11 protein-coding genes and 1 pseudogene are annotated in these 19127 nt (G+C 52.2%); 5 read left to right on the plus strand and 7 right to left on the minus strand.

Features of this window, described 5'->3' with window-relative positions; genetic code table 11:
• The first annotated feature begins 320 nt into the window (after window positions 1–320).
• A complete protein-coding gene (locus ACI77H_RS15405; protein ID WP_407012633.1) occupies window positions 321–593 on the plus strand; it encodes a helix-turn-helix transcriptional regulator in 273 nt (90 codons plus the stop codon).
• Window positions 590–1717: a cupin-like domain-containing protein gene (locus tag ACI77H_RS15410; RefSeq protein ID WP_407012634.1), complete on the plus strand. Its 1128-nt coding sequence runs from the start codon at window positions 590–592 to the stop codon at window positions 1715–1717. The genes ACI77H_RS15405 and ACI77H_RS15410 overlap by 4 nt, the downstream gene beginning before the upstream one ends.
• Window positions 1718–1948: 231 nt before the next feature.
• Here the strand turns inward: ACI77H_RS15410 and ACI77H_RS15415 are convergent, their stop codons facing one another.
• The 4 genes from ACI77H_RS15415 to ACI77H_RS15430 form a co-directional block, all read right to left on the minus strand.
• Window positions 1949–3061, minus strand: coding sequence for an SbmA/BacA-like family transporter (locus ACI77H_RS15415; protein ID WP_407012636.1), 1113 nt, complete (start codon window positions 3059–3061; stop codon window positions 1949–1951).
• A gap of 83 nt (window positions 3062–3144) precedes the next feature.
• A complete protein-coding gene (locus tag ACI77H_RS15420) occupies window positions 3145–4563 on the minus strand; it encodes a TolC family protein (RefSeq protein ID WP_407012637.1) in 1419 nt (472 codons plus the stop codon).
• Window positions 4563–6716, minus strand: a complete 2154-nt coding sequence (locus ACI77H_RS15425; RefSeq protein ID WP_407012638.1) for a peptidase domain-containing ABC transporter — start codon at window positions 6714–6716, stop codon at window positions 4563–4565. Before ACI77H_RS15425 ends, ACI77H_RS15420 begins: the two co-directional genes overlap by 1 nt.
• A gap of 10 nt (window positions 6717–6726) precedes the next feature.
• On the minus strand, window positions 6727–7983 hold the full coding sequence (locus ACI77H_RS15430) for an HlyD family secretion protein (protein ID WP_407012719.1): 1257 nt from the start codon (window positions 7981–7983) through the stop codon (window positions 6727–6729).
• A 605-nt stretch (window positions 7984–8588) separates the two neighbouring features.
• Here ACI77H_RS15430 and ACI77H_RS15435 point away from each other — a divergent pair.
• Both ACI77H_RS15435 and ACI77H_RS15440 read left to right on the plus strand, forming a co-directional pair.
• Window positions 8589–10313 carry a hypothetical protein gene (locus ACI77H_RS15435; protein WP_407012639.1) on the plus strand — a complete coding sequence of 575 codons (1725 nt, stop codon included), beginning with the start codon at window positions 8589–8591 and terminating at the stop codon, window positions 10311–10313.
• Window positions 10297–10791: a toxin-activating lysine-acyltransferase gene (locus tag ACI77H_RS15440; RefSeq protein WP_407012640.1), complete on the plus strand. Its 495-nt coding sequence runs from the start codon at window positions 10297–10299 to the stop codon at window positions 10789–10791. The genes ACI77H_RS15435 and ACI77H_RS15440 overlap by 17 nt, the downstream gene beginning before the upstream one ends.
• A gap of 1035 nt (window positions 10792–11826) precedes the next feature.
• On the opposite strand, the pseudogene ACI77H_RS15445 reads toward ACI77H_RS15440, so the two are convergent.
• The 3 genes and pseudogenes from ACI77H_RS15445 to ACI77H_RS15455 all read right to left on the minus strand — a co-directional run bounded on the left by ACI77H_RS15445 (window position 11827) and on the right by ACI77H_RS15455 (window position 16108).
• Window positions 11827–13032: pseudogene (locus tag ACI77H_RS15445) on the minus strand (ISL3 family transposase).
• Between the two features lie 930 nt (window positions 13033–13962).
• Window positions 13963–15387 (minus strand): histidine kinase sensor domain-containing protein, encoded by a 1425-nt coding sequence (locus tag ACI77H_RS15450; RefSeq protein ID WP_407012641.1) that lies wholly within the window; start codon window positions 15385–15387, stop codon window positions 13963–13965.
• Window positions 15374–16108 (minus strand): response regulator transcription factor, encoded by a 735-nt coding sequence (locus ACI77H_RS15455; RefSeq protein ID WP_407012642.1) that lies wholly within the window; start codon window positions 16106–16108, stop codon window positions 15374–15376. The genes ACI77H_RS15450 and ACI77H_RS15455 overlap by 14 nt, the downstream gene beginning before the upstream one ends.
• A 214-nt stretch (window positions 16109–16322) precedes the next feature.
• On the opposite strand from ACI77H_RS15455, the gene ACI77H_RS15460 reads away from it, so the two are divergent.
• Entirely contained in the window at window positions 16323–19076 is a 2754-nt protein-coding gene (locus ACI77H_RS15460) for a response regulator (RefSeq protein WP_407012643.1), read from the plus strand.
• Window positions 19077–19127: the final 51 nt, after the last annotated feature.

The following is a 19127-nucleotide window of genomic DNA, read 5'->3' on the forward strand; positions in this document are numbered from 1 at the left end:
GCTTATGGCTTATGGGAATAAGGGGCGGAGCGTGGCTGGCTCTTGTGAATTTTCGTACATGCCTAAGGGCACTCTCCGTAGTCCTTTGACCCCACGATGATAAAAAAACATCCTCCGAGCGAGAAACCTTCTCACTTGTAGGACGATTCCTGCAAGTTGCAGCGACTTCGAAGAAGTACAAAATAAAACTATTTATCTATATTCTTTAAATACAAATTATCGCAGCGTGCTCTTAAGCAACTTAAAACTCGCGATTCAAACCGTGGGCTTGATTATTCGCATGCCAGCCAAGCAGAAAATAAAAAACGGAGATCTAAAATATGACGAATAGAGAACTGGAGATCCTAAGGCTGCTATTGAATGGAAAGAGCAACAAACAAATCGCAATTACGTTTGGTATAAGCGATTTCACAGTGCGTGACTACGTATCGTCGATTTTAAGAAAGAACAATGTAGGTTGCAGATCTGAACTTTTCGCAGCAACACTCAAAAACATTACAGCAGCAGAAAGCGATAAAAAGTCCGACTCCGTTGCCAACCACAATGAAACGGAACTTACACCCAATAGAAACAAAACAGGGTATTACCCATGAGCCTTCAAAAATCTCTTGCAGCACTATTCCACCACTCAAAAAATGAAGGATTGAGCGGCATATATCAGTTCAACTGCACAGATAGGCACATGTGGATTGATACAGATTTAGACAGTTGCGTGAATTGGGGTCTCCATCCAAAACCGGACGTCACTATCACGATTTCTGAGAACGACCTTTTTAATGCACTAAGCGGAAGCGCAGACATAGAGGAACTGTATGCAACTGGCGATCTCACAATCAATGGTGACATCGGCTTGGCAACGATTCTACCTCAGCTAATACAACGCAAACTAACCACCACCCATAATATAGAAACAACAACCACTAACAAACGCCATTCCGCACGCAAGCGCTTTAGTGAAATAATTTCAGCCAACGCAAAACCTATTTTAGAAATAGAACGGCGCACCCATGATGATTTTTCTATTGAACATTTTAGATCCCACTATGTAAACTCAGGCATACCATTGATAATTTGCAACTCGATTACTGATTGGCCATTACTCAATATTAGCAAACAAGACACCTTAAAATATTTTGAAGGACTCCAAGGGATTGCACGTAAAGGAGACTATGCAGATCAAGCCTTTTCAAACAAAAGAAAATTCCAAACTGTCTCAATGGTAGATTTCGTACAATCTATCGACACACCCGAAAGCACTCACACACGATCAGATCTGCCTGCATATCTAGGGAACAACATACTACCCGAGAAACTCTTAGAACTTATAAAGCACCCTTTGTATTTTGAGAAAAACCAGTACGTCGCTCCCAGAATTTGGATCGGACCAAAAAACACGCTAACACCTTTACACCGGGACGATGTAGATAACTTATTCGTACAAGTGCGCGGCTCTAAACGTTTTATACTTGCCGCCCCTCACAATAGAGCCGCGCTTGGCGCATGGTCAACCACAGCTGCTGGCGGGTTAGATGGTTGTGATTTTGATCCAGAAAACCCTGACTACAACTCCTTTCCAAACTCACAGCAAGTGCATTTTTTAATATTCGAATTGGAGGCTGGACAAATACTATATTTGCCAGAGGGCTGGTTCCACCAAGTTAGATCCTTAAGTTCATCGATATCAGTGAATTTCTGGACCCATTCGTTCCGGCATTAATAGCTGAGAGCCGAAGAAATCAACGCAGAGGAATAATGTCGCTGCATCGACGCCTTGCCCACGAGTTTCGCTTCACTGCAGCTACCACCCTGTACCAAAGAGACCAACACCTCTATTCAGAGACGGACTTGGCTTTTTGAGCCTCAGACAAACAGCGGGGGCATCAATAGCGGTGGTTATTTCAAAACCTCCATAGTTCCTGATCACTTGGTAATAGCGATAAGAGTTAGACTACTCCGCAACAGTGGTTTGAAATCCAGTAGCGAGATCATCGGCTTCAGCAAGTAGTGTCAACGCACCATCAAATGAAATTAGTCTATCGGTTGTGGCTTTCCAGTCAGCAAGACGGTGGTAGGCATTGATAAACCAACTCAGATTTTCGCACAAGTTGCCAAATGCCGAATTTATCTGCATGACATCACCGAACATGATGCTGCCGGAGAAAAATCGAGGAACGGCCAACAGGCTGCTAAACACTAGGGAGAGTTGGCTATAACTCTCGGTAAACAACGACAGACGCATTTTTACTCGAATGGTGCGGCGCATATTGGCTAAGCTGACCTCTAGCTTTTCGCTGATACTTTCTTTCTCGAAATGACGCCCGGTGTCGGTTGAGGGCACCTTTGAACCGTCACGAAAGCGTATAAGAAAATACCGGAGATCGGCCTCCGATCGCTGCTGGTTATTACTAAGGAGAACCAGCTTGAAACCGATTCTCTGGCTGATATACGTACCCAGCAAGGCGTAAAGGATCGCAGCCCAGAACATATAAGCCGGAACAGTAATCCCCCAGAACATCGCATCGCCCGAAATGCTGATCAGCACTGCACTGAAGGATACGATGCTGGCCAAGGTATAAATAAGGCCGCAGGCGAGGTCAATGGTTTCAAAGGTGAACTTGTTGATGTCCTCGGCGATACGTTGATCCGGGTTGTCGACACACTGCTCAACCTGATCGGGCCGGATCGACTTGACGATCCATGCAGAAAGATAGTAGTTGGTCAACCAGCGTCGCCATCTTAGTGCAAATATATCCACCAAATAGGTGATCAGCACTGACCGCCCCACTGAAAACGAAATGATAGCGAGGAACGCTGCCACCAAGTTGTAAAACTTATGGGCGTCGAGATCTTGAATGGCATTGTAGAAATGTTTGTACCATTCGTTGATAGCCAGGGCAGTCGCGACGGCCAGCAGCGAGAGTACAACGAGCGCAGTAAGCGCACACCAAGCAAAAATTTTCTCCTCGCCTTTCCAGTACAACGAAAGTACGGAGAGTGTATTTCGCAGGAAGGGCTTTTCACTGAAGTTCGTAGCCTCCTTGTTTGTCGTATTGTGATCCATTAGTGCCTCTCGATAGCGTCCTGAGTTTTATTTACGTGCTTATTGCTAATAAGTTCTACCTATTCGTGCTCAGAGGCACTCGACTATAACGCCCAAAACCCCAAGCGCCCTAGGCTCGCCGCCAGTTTTAGTCGAGCCAACTGCCAGTTTTTCAATGTATTTATATGTTGTTGTTCCGCTGCCGCATATGCACTCAATGCGTTAAGAAGTTCGGTCATATTTCCAGCACCAGAGCTATAGCGGCCTTGCACAACTTGTAGAGCCTGATTGGACTGATCCACCCAATCAGTGGTTCTTTCCAGTGAGCGCGTTTCAATAGTCAGCGTTTGATAGTTGGCCCACAACTCCAACGAGATACGCTGCTCCACATCCGAAAGTTCCGCTTCACTTGCCTCGAACTGTGCCTGAGCCCCTCGTAGCTGATAGACCCGCTCGAAACCTTCAAACAGCGGAATATTCAGTTGCAGACCAACGCTGTTATCACGCGTTCGACTATCGCCGTTGTAGTCCATTGATTGGTTGGTCCGTACATCGGAGATGTTTGCGATAAACGATAGGGTGGGACGCCCGACAGCTCGGCTTTCGTCAATGGCAGCCTTCGCCGCATCCAGCTTGGCCTTGGCGGCAATAAGCGATGGATGATCCTGCCGGGCTTGTTCCAGCAACTCGTCAACGCTTTTGATAAACAGGGTGTCCGGACGCCGACTTAGGCTCCCTGCCAACTCTAAAGATGTTTGCGGCGGCAATCCCATACGCAATGCGATAAGGCCTTTGGCGTTTCGCAAGGCACCAGTGCTGCGAACTTTGTTCAGGCTCGCCTGCGAGTATGCTGTTTGCGCCTGCAGACGGTCAGAGAGCGCTGCGGCTCCCGCTGCATACTTGGCGCTTGCGGCGTTGAGGTTTTCGGCCGCCAATGCGGCGACCCTGTTTGCGGCAGTCTGGCTACCTTGCGCAGCGAGAGTGTCGTAGTAAAGTTGCGCTGCCAGCACAAAGGCTTCCTGCAACTGCCTGTCCTGATTGGCGTTTGCTGCAATTAGCAGTTGCCGAGCATTTCGCAGCGCCGCTTCGCGGCGCCCGAAATCAAACAACACCCAGCTCAGGCTCAAGCGATTTTCGAGCTGACGCTGATGACCGCGACGAGAGTATTCCCCACGCTGTTCATACGAGGTGTCGTTACGACCACCGTTGACACCAGAACTACCGTTGAGCCTTGGGAGATAAGCCGATTGCTTCACGCCGACTAAGGCAGCTTGGACCTTGGCATTAGCCCAGGAATGACGTAACTGCGGATCGTGACAAAGTACACGCTCTATCATTTCTTCCAGCGTCAAAACTGCAGGCACCCCTCCCACTTTGCACGACCAAGTCAAGCTATCATCGTCCCTGATCGCAGTGCGAGAGAAATCCCGATCGGTCTTAAATACATCCATTTCCAAAGCCACGGCACACGGTGTCCAGACGCAAAGACAAGCCAGTAGGTTGTTTGCCAAAGTTATATTCATCACAGTGCGACAACACCAGTCGAATGAAACATCGATACTGTGGTGGGCTGGTCCAAGACAATCCGGCCACCTTCCAGTATCACCACTCGATCTGCTGAGGCGATCGTCTCCAAGCGATGAGCGACAATGATGCGAGTAATCTCAAGTGTTCGTATTCCGTCATTTACCTGCTGCTCGCACTTTACGTCCAAATGACTTGTTGCCTCGTCAAGAATCAGAATGCAGGGTTTCCTGTAGAGCGCTCTGGCAAGCAACACACGCTGCTTCTGCCCGCCGGACAACACCGTCCCCATGTCACCAACCAGGGTGTTGTAGCCCATCGGCATAGCCACTATGTCGGTATGAATTGATGCCCTGCGTGCGCATTCCATCGCCCACTCCAGGTCTGGCTTGGATTCGAAGAATGCTATGTTGTCTGCAAGTGAGCCGGCAAACAGACAATCATCCTGCATCACCGTGCCGATCATGCTGCGGAGGGCCTCCGTACCCAAGTGGTGCAGTTCGTTACCGGCAATTTTTATGTGGCCTTGGGTGGGCTGGAAGATTCCCAGCAACAGACTGATCAGCGTGCTCTTTCCGCAGCCCGAAGCTCCAGTGATGGCCACCGACTCACCCTGAGCAATGTGTAGATCTATGTCATCCAGCACGAACGGTTCTTGATCGGAATATCGGTACTTCAAACCTTTGATATCAATATCAACCGGGCACGGGATACAGGTCACGGAACTCAAACTTCCGCGGTTGTCTTCTGGTGGTTGCATGACAATGTCGGCGAGGCGTTCGCCTTGCAAACGCAGCATGTGCAGTTCGAACAGATGATCGACCAAACTGGCCACGCGACTTACAAACTGGGATTTGTAAGCGATAAAAGCCATTAGCACGCCGACGCTGAATTGATTGTTCATCACCATGGATGCGCCCAGCCCGAGTGCCAGTAGATTTTCCAGTCCGAAAATCAAGCCATTGAGCTGGGTGTAGATCAGTTGCAGTTTTTGGGTTCGCAAACCCGCATTGATCTGCTCCACGAGCAATCCAAGCCAGGTGGAGCGTCGTTCACTCTGGCGTTGGAACAGTTTTATTGTGCGCATGCCGCGCACCGTTTCCAGAAAGTGGCTTTCCTGTCGAGCAGCGTGAGTGATCTGCTCTTCGCTCGCTCGGCGTAAGGGTTGGTACCAAGCCCAGCGAACCATTGTGTACAAGGACATGGCAGTCACCGCAATGGCTGCCAGCAACGGACTGTAGATAATCATGAGGACGAGCGTCGCGATGGTTATCAGCCCATCCAGAATCGTAGAAAAGAAGGCCGCTGTCAGTGTTCCTTGTATCGCGCCAATAGCACCGAAGCGCGAGACGATATCGCCCAAATGGCGCTTTTCAAAGTATTGGATCGGTAGGCGGAGCAGGTGGCTGAATACGTTTGCCTGCCATTGCACGCTCAACAGGGTGTTCGTGTGCATCATCACCCAGGCTCGTATAGCGCTGACTAGTTGTTGCATCAGCAGTAACAGACCAAAGCCGATGATCAACGTAGTCAGCAGGTCACGGTCTTGAGTGACTAGTACGTTGTCGATGATCCACTGCAGCAAAAAAGGACTAATCAGCGAGAATACTTCCAGCACCAGAGCCAGTAACAGAATCTGCGCCAAGGCGCGATAAAGACCGCTTACCCGTCCCAGCATGCTCATCAATTTGACTTGGGGCTTGGCTTCCTGCTTTTCAAAGTCGCTGCTTGGCCATACCTCAAGGGCAACACCGGTGAACGACTTGCTAGCCTCGGTCAGGCTCAACTGGCGGATGCCATGAGCCGGGTCATGCAAAGTAAGACGCTGACCGTCTACGACCTTGAGCACGACGAAATGGTTTAAGTTCCAATGCAATACACAAGGCAGATTGAGCTTGCTCAAGTCCTCCAGTTCAAGCCTCACCGCCCTGGTGCCGAGCTTCATCTGATCAGCTGTCTGTATCAGCTGTTTGAGCGTAACTCCCTTTAGCGACACGCTGAACTGGCGTCGCAATTCCATCAGTGTTGCATGACGACCATGGTAGCCCGCAACCATCGCAAGACAGGCTAAGCCGCACTCTGTCGCTTCGGTCTGTAGGATCAGGGGCAGCCGCCGGCCCAGGCGCAAACTGATTGCGTCGAGATAGTTCATGCATCCGCTCCTAGAGCTTTCCAGTCAAGCTGTAGAGAGGCTCAAGTACCCACTCATAGAGGCGGCGAGTCTCATGCAGAATGTCTGCATCAACCAGCATGCCGGTTTGTAACGGTCTTGGTTTGCCGTAAGCCAATACGGACTGCGCTTCGATATCAACACGAATGCGATAGATCTGTTCGCCACTCAGCCCCAGCCCCGGCACACTTCCGGTCATGCTCGCAAGCTCAGCGGCAGACATAGTGGCTTTGGAGAGAGACAACACATTGCCGCGATGTTGGCCGAATTTCTGGTATGGATAAGCCTGGTAACGAACCATTACTGGGTCGCCTTTACGAACGAAGCCGATCGCTTTACTCGGTGCGTACAGCTCTACTTGTAGGCGGGAATTTGCGGGCACGATGCTCATCAATGATCGTGAGCTATCAACGGTCTGGCCCGCCTCAACAAGAATGGCGGTTGCTACGCCTTCTTGGGGGGCCGTAATGATCAGCGTGCGCTTGGCTTCGCTTTCGATAAGCTCCTGCTGGACACTGGACAATGACCGCTGGATGCTGGCGAGCTGATTCTCGTGCAATGCCGAGAGCCCCGAAAACTCGTGTCGGCGCTCGACCAATTGCTGTGTCAGCGCCGTAGTTTCACGAGCCAGGCCCTGAAGAGTCTGGCGCTGGCTCAAGAGTTCAGCCTGACGTTGCTGAAGCTGATCCATGGAGATGTAGCCTTTATCCATCAATCCCTGATAACGACCGGCGGCATTGGTTGCCAGCTGTACAAGCTTCTCCTGGCTGGCCGCTTGCTTCGCCAATGTCACCAACTCTTGTCGTAAACTTTCGAGCTTGCTTTTCAGGCTTTGGCGCTCTTCAGCCTGAAGCTGCTTTTGTTTCGTCAACTCTTCACCCAGGGATCGATGTCGTTGCGCAAGCTGATCGCTGACTTCTGCCTGTATCGGTCCCAAATTCCCCGCAAAACGCTCACTGGAAAGGAGAAACAGTTGTTCCCCCTGTTTGACTGACTGCCCTTCATCAACAAAACGCTCGAGCACCACACCGTATTGTGGCGAGTAAATTTTCAGCTGCCCCGAGGATGGAACCAACTGACCCGGCACCGTACTGCGCTTGGTATAGCTCCCGCAGATGAAAAACGTGACTACCAACGCGGCAAACAACACTGCAATCAGCGTCAGTACGGTGAATGAAACAGGCCTGACCAGCACGATTTCACCGAGCCAGTTACCCTGCCGCGAGGCCAGCGCTTCAAGTCGAAACAGCGGTGTCTTTGGTGTCACATATCTTTCCTTCACTAGACCGTGCCCAGATCGTTACCTAGACACTACGTTTCCCCGGCATGAATGCCAACTTACATACCCTTTGAAGACATTAGCGGCAAACAGAGCTCCGGGAGGCAAATTCATAACTTGTACATTTGAATCAACCACAACATTTCTGCATCAATTCTCCGTCGGAATGGCGCGCCTGCCCCAAAACTTTAGCTCATCACCGCTCCATCTGAGCGTCCGTGCGCGGAGAATAACTCTAAAAGTACAGGCAAATAGCGTGATGTAACGCGCCTATTATTAGATGAACGAACTAAGTATAAATTAGCCGCAAACTGCCCCCCCTAATTACACCGCAAAGACTCACATATCAAACTTTCGCACGATGCTAAGCCCGCGACCACCCCTACAGATGTAGGGTCGACTTGGTCAGTATTTAGAGATAACGTATTTGCCTGAAGTCACCATTATGTTTTCTTTTGCATGTGAAGGTATTTCCCGATGGCTACTCGATGGCTACTGCTTATGAGGACAGGTGAAATTTGCCGGCAAGGTAAAGGCCTAGTCGTTGATCGGGTTCGGAATAGAAGTGACCAACTATGAAAGAAGGAATGCAGCTGTCTGATTTACAGGAACTTTTTTTAAACTTTGAAACCATCAAGCTTGAAGGATGCCGGGTTGTTTACTTAAACAAAACACTGGCCGATGGAAAATCTTCGGAAGCTATTCTCGAAGCCTACAGCTATGCCGTGAGTTCTGACTCAACGCCCCCCCTTGGCCAATCTTCAGTCAAAACATTCATGGCCGAGCGCTATGGTGGCGACGGCATACTCAGTAATGGCGGCGGAGGACGCTGCGGCTTCGATGGTGTATGGCAACTTAAAGGGCTCGGACCCAATCAATTGGTTGGCAAAGATGTCGATGCAGATCATGGCGATGGCAATCTATCTTTAGACACGGCTATATATGAATCTATCTGGTCCGAAATTATAAATGCGGCACTTCCCTTCGGTGCCATTCGGACCGTTGCAGTCTTGGACTCTGGACGCTCGTTTGAAGAGCGGGGGATTTCAACTCCCCGTGGACTATTGGTTCGCCAGCCCGTCGTGCGCCCGGCTCACTTTATTAGAGCTATCTACTTCAAAGAACAACAGTTCGACAGGCTAAGCGAGGATGCTCTGCGAGTTAAAGCTGTAATAGTGAAGTTGATTGATTTTCTACCTGGTACAGGTGTTGCGACAACAACGAGCAATATGAGCGATCGATTGAGACTCGGATTATTTGAGCTGGCTGCGCGATTTGCAGAACAGTTTGCCGCGGCCAAGGCGAAACATATTATTCATTACAACGTGAGCGCATCGAATCTCTCACTTGATGGGGCGTGGCTAGACTTGAGCGGCACCCGTTTATTCACTAAACTTATTGGAATTGATCAAGTTGATATTGACAGATTCAACCTTGAACATTTCCCCGCAGTACAAAGCCTGCAGAGCTTATGTTATTACTTGGGCAAATATTCTGTAATTTCTGCCGAAGACTCTGTTCATATCCTGGATAAAACAACCAAGCACTTTGCGAAAATCTACAACGAGCAGTTGAGTCTATATCAGGTAGCGCAGGCGGGTTTCCCTCTATGGATACTACGGCTGACAATGGGTAGCCCGGAGCTTTCAAAATTTTCCCGTAATCTGGGTAAAGTTCTGGCGCTCAATGATTTTACGGTCAATCAAATTACCTCGGAGGGAGGATGGAACGGTTATGAACGCTGGACTGCTCGGCTGTTCAGTGAATTACTATTAAGCAGAGTCAATGCTTCAGCGACCAATTTATCCTGGCTCAAAGCGGATGCCACGGTGATCAATAAATTGCTATCAAGTTACAGACAACTATTTATCCTAGCCTCAAAAATTGCCAACGAACAAAATGTAAACCTGCAAAATTTTAATCGCTGCGTGTTAATAAACCTAACACGACTTAATCGTAGCCATAGTGTGCTGCACGATCTAAAAATAGAAATTGAACGCATCAGAATCAATACATCGGGGGATGAAATGGTAGCGTATAAAGCGCTGTCAGACGAGGCTACGCTTGCCGCAACACTAAATCTAGGTAATGAGCAAGGGCGAAGTGTTCCATTCTGGTTAAGTCGAACGCTATCGATCTGGTTTGATCCTGCGTCAGGAATGTTTACGTTGCAAGAGGCTGATAGCCGCTCGCTGTCGATCGAGTCTCTTCTTGAACTCAGTGAACAGCGACCAAACATCACTATAGCACTGAGTTTTTACCGTAACGACTGGAACAATATCAATGAAACAAAAATTTGATCTTTTTACAGAATGCCATAATATCACTATCAAGGATAAGGCTATATTGCTCGGCTATGCCAACATGATCATATTTATGTGCCGGCCCTATTCAGACTTTCGGATTCTAACATTGGATTTTTGGATATCACCAGCGATTGAACATAGACAAATTATGTTCTTGTTTGATAGTACAGCCAAACCTATTGGTTATGTCACTTGGGCACATCTAGCACTCGATACGGAGCAACGCCTGCTGAAGGATCAAAATTTTATTCTCCATCCTTCTGAGTGGAATGAAGGTGGGCGAACTTGGATCATTGATTTTTGTTTTCCTCGTGGAGGGGTGAAAGAAGCTATTCACAAGCTAAAAGTATTTTTTCAGAATGAAAATATTAACCATATATTTTGGGTACGGAAGAACATTGATCCTGCTCAAAAAGGTAAAAAGCCTTATGCTTCGATGTCCAAGTTAGATACTCGACTAAAGAGATTCTAACAAAAAAACATTACAGAGGAAATACGACATGCACTACTTATAGATGTGTCACACTAAAACAATCTGGAAATTAAATATTAACACTATGGATACTAACTAATGCGCGATTTAACGTTGGCCGAAGCTGAAGCTGTAAGCGGTGCTGTTGGACCTCCTGGAGCGGCGGTTGGAGCGGTTGTCGGCGGCATCGGATATATCGGAGCACAAGCCGGCGCAGGATCGGCGCCTACAATTTCAGGAGCCGCAACTGCCGTAGTAGCCGGTGGCATAGCTGGATTCTTCACGCCGACTACCACCGCACAAGCCGCTGGAGCGGGCTTGGCTGGCTTTTATGCTGGATTCGGAGGCGGGCTTATTGGTCGAGCGTTTGGCGGCGGCAGTGAAGCCGCCTAATTTACTTCTGATCGAAATCTTGGTCGATACTGACTGAGATTTCACAACTTCGATATAAACATAGACTTTCGTTTCTTTGCTATCAACCTTTACCCGAAATGCTGTCGTCGTTCACACCCTACTATTGCACACTTAGGAGCACTTCCATTGATAGAGTCTTTTAATATTTTTGGGTGGAGCATGATCGTTTTGATTTTCACCAAACTCGTTCTATTTTTTTTAAAACAAACTACTAATCTTGAGCTTCCACAAAATATCAAAGCAGTTTTTTTTGTCCCATTCATCATTGGCACAGCGCTAATGTGCGCAAAAATTATGCCTATATTTTAACCACCCAAACTCAACATGCAAAGTCTTAAACAAAGCAGGGAAACTGCTCATCAGTAGCCCTAAGGTGTGATCGAAAAAAATAAAACATACAGGAATTAACGCCACTTTAACTCATTAAAAATCGGCACCAGCGACTATAAATGAATTAATAGCCTCTGACAAAAAAACATGAACCCCCACCTCAAAATAATCCCACAAAAATCGCGAACTATACAATACCCATGACCTTAACAATAATTTTATCAACACTCTTGGCTGCAACAATGACAGTCACATTGAAAGGGGTTTTGAAACTCCTTAAAATTTGGTTCATCACGGATTACCGGGAAAGACGCTCTTGATCTTCATGAAGAAGAATTCGCTATCCCGGTAACCGTACGCCATCCGTTTGATGACCTTTATTCGGTTGTTTATTCCTTCCAACTGACCTGTGTGCATCGGCCAGCGAACCCGGCTCACGATGCCCCGCCAGTAGCCTTTTAGCCGTTTGGCGAACTGGATCAGAGCCGGTATTTCGCTTTCATGAGCATGCCGCAGCCATTGCTTCCAGGCCGATCGTCAGCCCCAGGCCATGGTCGGTGTCCAGAGTGTTTTGAGTTCAGCCTTCATCAAATAGACCGTCATCAACGCTTGGTTGGCCGCCAGCAGATCCTCCAAGCGGACCTGTTGCTCTGGCGTTTTCAAGTTCTGCGGATTGCGCAGCAACAGCCATCGCGCTTGCTTGATGACCTTGCGAGCCGGCTTGTCGTGACGCAGCCGGTTAGCTTCATCGACGCGGACCCGATCAATCACCTCGCGGCCATATTTGGCCACCACTTGGAACAGGTCGTAGACCACTCGCGCTTTCGGGCAGTGCTGACGAACCTCCAAGTCAAACGCAGTGTTCATGTCCATTGCCACTGCCTCAATTCGAGCACACCCCTTTGGCCCCAGCTCTTCGAAAAAGGGCCGAACTGCCGCCCGGCTGCGGCCTTCGCCGATCCATAGCACTCGTCGCGTATCGGCATCCAGCACAACACTGGCGTAACGATGCCCTTTGAACAGCGCAAATTCATCCATCACCAGACGCCGTGGTTGCGCCTTCGGCAACTCGCTCAACACCGTCTGCAAGGCTCGACGCTCCAGCAACCGAACGGTGTCCCAATGCAGCCCAAACATCTGGGTCACGTGCAAGGTGGGAAGGCGCTCACAGGCCTGAACAACTGCATCGGCCAAGCGGCGCGTCATGCGCGCATAGCGATCCAGCCAACTGACGGCCTCCATACGTTTGCCGCAATCACGGCAGCCCACACGTCTGAGCAACACACTCAGACGCACCGCACGACCGAGGATGGGTAAATCACGAAAAGTTCGCTCGCAATACTCATGAGTGGTTGAACAGGGCTTTTGACACCTGCCACAGGAAGGGAATCGGGTGGCGTGGGGTGTCAAATCGATCTGGAGGGCGTCACCATCAGGCTTGATCGTGACGACAGAAAAGTCCTCCCAAAAAGGAAGGAAAGTATCAATATCGCGCATAAGAACGCCGGTTTGTTAGATGTGTTTGCTCGCACGAACATCATCAAACAAATCGGCGTTCTTGTTTCTGTCTTTCCCGGGATTCCGTGATGAACCTAAAATTAGATTCGGCCGCACCCTCTCCGGCTCCTATATCTGGTCATTCATTACTCCGGCCATAGTAATTTGCGCAACAATTATAATTCAAAAACTGCAAACCCACTTAGTACCGCTTTAAGTGATGTGCAAGAACTGCAGCTATTCTTCAAATCATCTGCGATGATGCGCGCATTAAACCACAGTGAAATCTTGATGCTATTGACTGAGACACTCATCACTATCATATAATAATAGCTCATCATTCACCGCTGTTAATCTTCACCCAATATATCGTCATTAATGATCACCAACCACGCATCCAGGACGCACTTCTGTTTATAAAGCCCATTAATATTTTCGAATGAAACATGATCGTTTTTACTTAGACAAATCTCATTTTTCTTTAAAACAAATAACTTTAAGCCTCTTCAGAACATAAAAGCAGTACTCTTTTCCAATTCATAGTTAACACAACGCTAATGTGCGCAAAAAAATTGCGCTTGCCATTCAACAATATGAACTCAAGAATTAATGCAACGAGAACTTTATGCCTATTCGTGTACTGCACACAATAGTGTCGGCAGTGCTGACACTATTGGAGATTGGGTGATTATGAGTTCAAGTTCGAAATGTGCGCCTTTGATCGAGGTTTGCTCTGGGTGAAATGATCAGGTTGTGCGATTAGGGAATTGTCGCACCGGCGGTGCGACTCTCACTCAGTTTGGCAGGTCTTAAAGATCCGACGGTTGTGGGCCCAGGATAATTGCCTCACCCGCGGTGAAACTTTTTCGTGAGGGTGACCCGAAGGGCCTCTTCGCGGGCAAGCCCGCTCCCACAGGGTCCGGGGATTGTTCAAACAAACTGTGGCCGACACGCATCCACTGTGGGAGTGGGCTTGCCCGCGAAGGCGTCTTCACTGACAACACCATCATCGGCCAATAGCCGCATATTCAGCCGCAACCCGGCCCCGCTGTTCTCCGCCCAAAGCCGCCCGCCCTGCCGCTGCACCGCATTGCGCGCAATGCTCAACCCCAACCCGAATCCGCCATTTCCGGGCCGCGAACCATCAAGCCGCGTGAACGGCGAGAAGATCCGTTCCAGTTCCTCTTGCGCCACCCCGCCCCCTTCGTCCTCAAGCCACAGGTGCCAGAAGTCGCCATCACGCCTTCCGTCCAGACGCACAACCCCGCCCTTCGGTGAATGGCGAATGGCATTGCGCAGGATGTTTTCCAACGCCTGCGCCAAGGTGTTGAGATTGCCGCGCACCCAGCAGGATGACTCCACCACGCACTGCAGTTGGTCGGAGGGACAGCAACTTTCATAGCAAGCGTTTTCCGTGAGCATTTCCCACAGTGCCTGAATCTGGATCGCTTCGTCGGGCAAGGGCGTCCGTTCGGTGTCGAGCCAGGCCAGTTGCAGCGTGTCTTCGACCAACCGCTGCATGCCATCGACTTCGCGGCCAATGCGTTCGCGTAGTTGCGTCAGGCTTTGCTCGCCCTCGCTCGCCACGCGTAAACGGCTCAAGGGTGTGCGCAATTCGTGGGACAGGTCGCGCAGCAGCTGTTGTTGCAGGGCCACCGTGCTTTGCAGGCGCTCGGACATGTGATCGAACGCGCGGCCCAGCTCACCCAGTTCATCGCTACGATTGGTCGTGCGGCTCGACAGGCGCACGCCCAACTGGTCGGCGCGCCACGCGTTGGCCTGCTCGCGCAGTTGATTGAGGGGCACAACCAGCAATCGATACAGCCCGACACACAACAGCAAAGTGAACAGTCCGGGAATCACGCCGTTGGTGATCACGCGCCAGAACACCCGGTAGCGCCCGGGCATGAACCGCTGGGGCATTTCAATGACCAGGCTACCGACAGATGAATCGCCGGGAAACGGCACGCGCAGCCACGGCAGGCGTTTTTTGTGAATGGGCCAGTCCAGGCCACGCAGAAAAGTCAGGTGCTGGATTTCCGGGTCCGTCAGCGCATAGCTGCTCAACGACTGTAGATCCCCGCCAATCACGCCCACCCAGCCAGCTTCGCGTTGTCGCATCTGTTGCAGCCAGGCATCGACGCCTGCACTTTGCCCCTGCTGCCACGCCTGTTCGGCTTCGGCGGCATACCCCGTCAGAGTGCCTCGGGCCTCGTCCGACAGGAACTGGTTGCGCTCCTCCATGTAACGGCCCCAGGACCAGCTCAGCCAGATCATCAGCAAACAGAACGCCACCAGCAGGCAAGCAAGTTTCCAGAACAGCGAATGCCTGCCCGGCAGGTCAGACCACTTCATGGTCAGCACTCAAGACATAGCCTTTGCCCCACACCGTGCGCACTTCCCGCTCGGTGTAGCCGATGGCCTTGAGCTTGCGACGGATCTGACTGATGTGCATGTCGAGGCTGCGGTCGTGAGCTGCGTAGCCCCGTTGCAGCACGTGCTGATAAAGGAAGGCTTTGCTCAGCACCTCATCGCCGTTGCGGTGGAGCGTCTCCAGCAACCGGTACTCGCTGCGGGTCAGGCCGGCGGAGTGTTCACCATAGAACACCTCGGCGCATTCATCGTCGAAACGCAGACTGTCCGCCGCCAGGGCAACCGGCGCGGGTGCGGGTGCGGGTGCGGGGCGACGATCCAGTGCCACGCGCCGCAGGATCGCTTCGATACGCACGCGCAACTCAGCCATGCTGAAGGGCTTGGGCAGATAATCATCGGCGCCGAGGCGAAAACCGCTGATGCGATCGGCTTCGGCACCCAGCGCCGACATCAGCACCACCGGGGTGGAATGGCTCTGGCGCAATTGGGTCAGCACATTCAGCCCGTTCATGCCCGGCAGCAGAATATCCATCAGCACCACATCGAAGGCTTGCTCACGGGCAATCGCCAGGCCCTCCTGGCCGTTTTGGCACCAGGTCACCTGGAACCCATTGCGGCCCAGTTGCTCATGCACGTAAGCGCCGAGCACCAGGTCGTCTTCGATGGAAAGGATGCGGGGATGGCCAACAGAGATGGGAGTCATGAGTATCTGCAAATAATTCTCAGTTGGAGATTATTCAAGATTGCCTCGCCAGGAGCAACCCAAGGTTTGCCAACCACGCAAAAGCGCTGGACTGCCCGACGAATGACGACATCAATTTTACGAGGATTGCCCGCAAGCAAATCGATACACTGCGCAAGTGGCGTGTACCGGATGTACGCGCAGGTTCTTAAATGGCTGGATGCAGGAGAGATGCGTGCTCAAGAAACTGGGAATAAAAGGCCGCGTGCTGTTGCTGACCTTGCTTCCGACCAGCTTGATGGCCTTGGTTCTGGGCGGCTATTTCACCTGGATGCAGCAATCCGACCTGCAAACCCAACTCATGCAGCGTGGCGAAATGATCGCCGAACAGCTCGCGCCCCTTGTCGCGCCGGCCATGAGCCACAGGGACACTGAACTGCTGGAACGCATCGCCACCCAATCGCTGGAAACGCCCGACGTGCGCGCGGTGACGTTCCTCGCCCCGGACCGCGCGTCACTGGCGCATGCCGGGCCGACCATGCTCAATCCGGCGCCGCAGGGCAATGGTTCGCAGATGCTGCGCCGCAGCGGCAACGATGCGACGCGTTATCTGCTGCCGGTGTTCGGCAAGCACCGCAACCTCGCCGGCGACCTGATACCGGATGAAGCTGACCGGCTGTTGGGCTGGGTCGAACTCGAACTGTCTCACAACGGGATGTTGCTGCGCGGTTATCGCAGCCTGTTCGCCAGCCTGCTGTTGATTGGTGCGGGCCTTGCCGGTGCGGCGCTGCTGGCGTTGCGCATGGGCCGTACGATCAATCGGCCGCTGAGCCAGATCAAGCAAGCGGTGGCGCAGCTCAAGGAGGGTCATCTGGAAACCCGACTGCCACCGCTCGGCAGTCAGGAGCTGGATGAACTGGCGTCCGGCATCAACCGCATGGCCGGCACCCTGCAAAACGCCCAGGAAGAATTGCAGCACAGCATCGATCAGGCCACCGAAGACGTGCGCCAGAACCTGGAAACCATCGAAATCCAGAACATCGAGCTGGACCTGGCGCGTAAAGAAGCCCTGGAAGCGAGCCGGATCAAATCCGAGTTCCTGGCCAACATGAGCCATGAAATCCGCACGCCGCTCAACGGCATTCTCGGTTTCACCCATCTGTTGCAAAAAAGCGAGCTGACCCCGCGTCAGCTCGACTATCTGGGCACCATCGAAAAATCCGCCGACAGCCTGCTGGGGATCATCAACGAGATCCTCGACTTCTCGAAAATCGAGGCCGGCAAACTGGTCCTCGACCATATTCCGTTCAACCTGCGCGACTTGCTGCAGGACACCCTGACCATCCTCGCCCCCGCCGCCCACGCCAAACAACTGGAACTGGTAAGCCTGGTCTATCGCGATACGCCGCTGTCGCTGGTCGGCGATCCCTTGCGACTGAAGCAGATCCTCACCAACCTGGTGAGCAACGCGATCAAGTTCACCCGCGAGGGCACTATCGTCGCCCGCGCCATGCTCGAAGATGAGCATGAAGACAGCGTGCAATTGCGCATCAGCATTCAGGACACCGGCATCGGCCTGTCGAACGAGGACGTGCGCGCACTGTTCCAGGCCTTCAGCCAGGCCGACAACTCGCTGTCCCGGCAACCGGGCGGCACCGGCCTGGGGTTGGTGATTTCCAAGCGCCTGATCGAACAGATGGGCGGCGAGATCGGCGTCGACAGTACACCGGGCGAAGGTTCGGAATTCTGGATCAGCCTGAGCCTGCCGAAAACCCGCGACGATGCCGAAGACTTGCCCGGCCCGCCGTTGCTCGGACGCCGGGTCGCGGTGCTGGAAAACCACGAACTGGCCCGTCAGGCGTTGCAGCACCAACTGGAAGACTGTGGCCTGGAAGTCACACCGTTCAATACCCTGGAAAGCCTGACCAATGGCGTGACCGGCGCGCACCAGACCGATCAGGCAATCGACCTCGCCGTGCTCGGTATCACCAGCAACGACATGCCGCCGGAGCGCCTCAACCAGCACATCTGGGACCTGGAACACCTCGGCTGCAAAGTGCTGGTGCTGTGCCCGACCACCGAACAGACGCTGTTCCACCTCTCGGTGCCGAACCCGCACAGCCAGCTCCAGGCAAAACCGGCCTGCACGCGCAAGCTGCGCCGAGCCTTGTCCGATCTGGTCAATCCGCGTCAACTGCGCAGCGACCCTGGCGAGCCGGTGGCCAGCCGTGCGCCGAAGGTGCTCTGCGTCGACGACAACCCGGCCAATCTGTTGCTGGTGCAAACCCTGCTCGAAGACCTCGGCGCCAAGGTGCTTGCGGTGGAAAGCGGTTACGCCGCGGTCAAAGCGGTGCAGACCGAGACCTTCGATCTGGTGTTGATGGACGTGCAGATGCCCGGCATGGACGGACGCCAGACCACCGAAACCATTCGCCAGTGGGAAAGCGAACGGCATTGCACGCCGCTGCCGATCGTGGCCCTGACCGCTCACGCGATGGCCAACGAAAAACGCGCGCTGCTGCAAAGTGGCATGGACGATTACCTGACCAAACCGATCAGCGAGCGGCAATTGGCGCAGGTGGTGTTGAAGTGGACCGGCCTGGCACTGCGTAATCAGGGGCCCGAGCGTTCCAGCGACAGTCATGGCGGCAGCCACGAGTTGCAGGTGCTGGATCACGAAGAAGGGCTGCGGCTGGCGGCGGGCAAGGCGGATTTGGCGGCAGACATGCTGGCGATGTTGCTGGCATCGCTGGAGGCCGACCGCGAAGCCATCCGTTTCGCCCGCGAAACCAACGATCACAACGCATTGATCGAACGCGTGCATCGCCTGCACGGCGCCACCCGTTATTGCGGCGTGCCGCAGCTGCGCGCGGCCTGCCAACGCAGCGAAACCCTGCTCAAGCAACAGGACCCGAAGGCTCCCCGGGCCTTGGAAGACCTCGACCGGGCTATCAATCGCCTGGCCGCGCATGCCCGTATAAATGCTTGATGCAACGCAATTGCACTGATCACCATCAGCGCTAGTCTCACCGCAATCCCT

The organism is Pseudomonas sp. O230, from assembly GCF_045447035.1.
Classification (GTDB): Bacteria; Pseudomonadota; Gammaproteobacteria; order Pseudomonadales; family Pseudomonadaceae; genus Aquipseudomonas.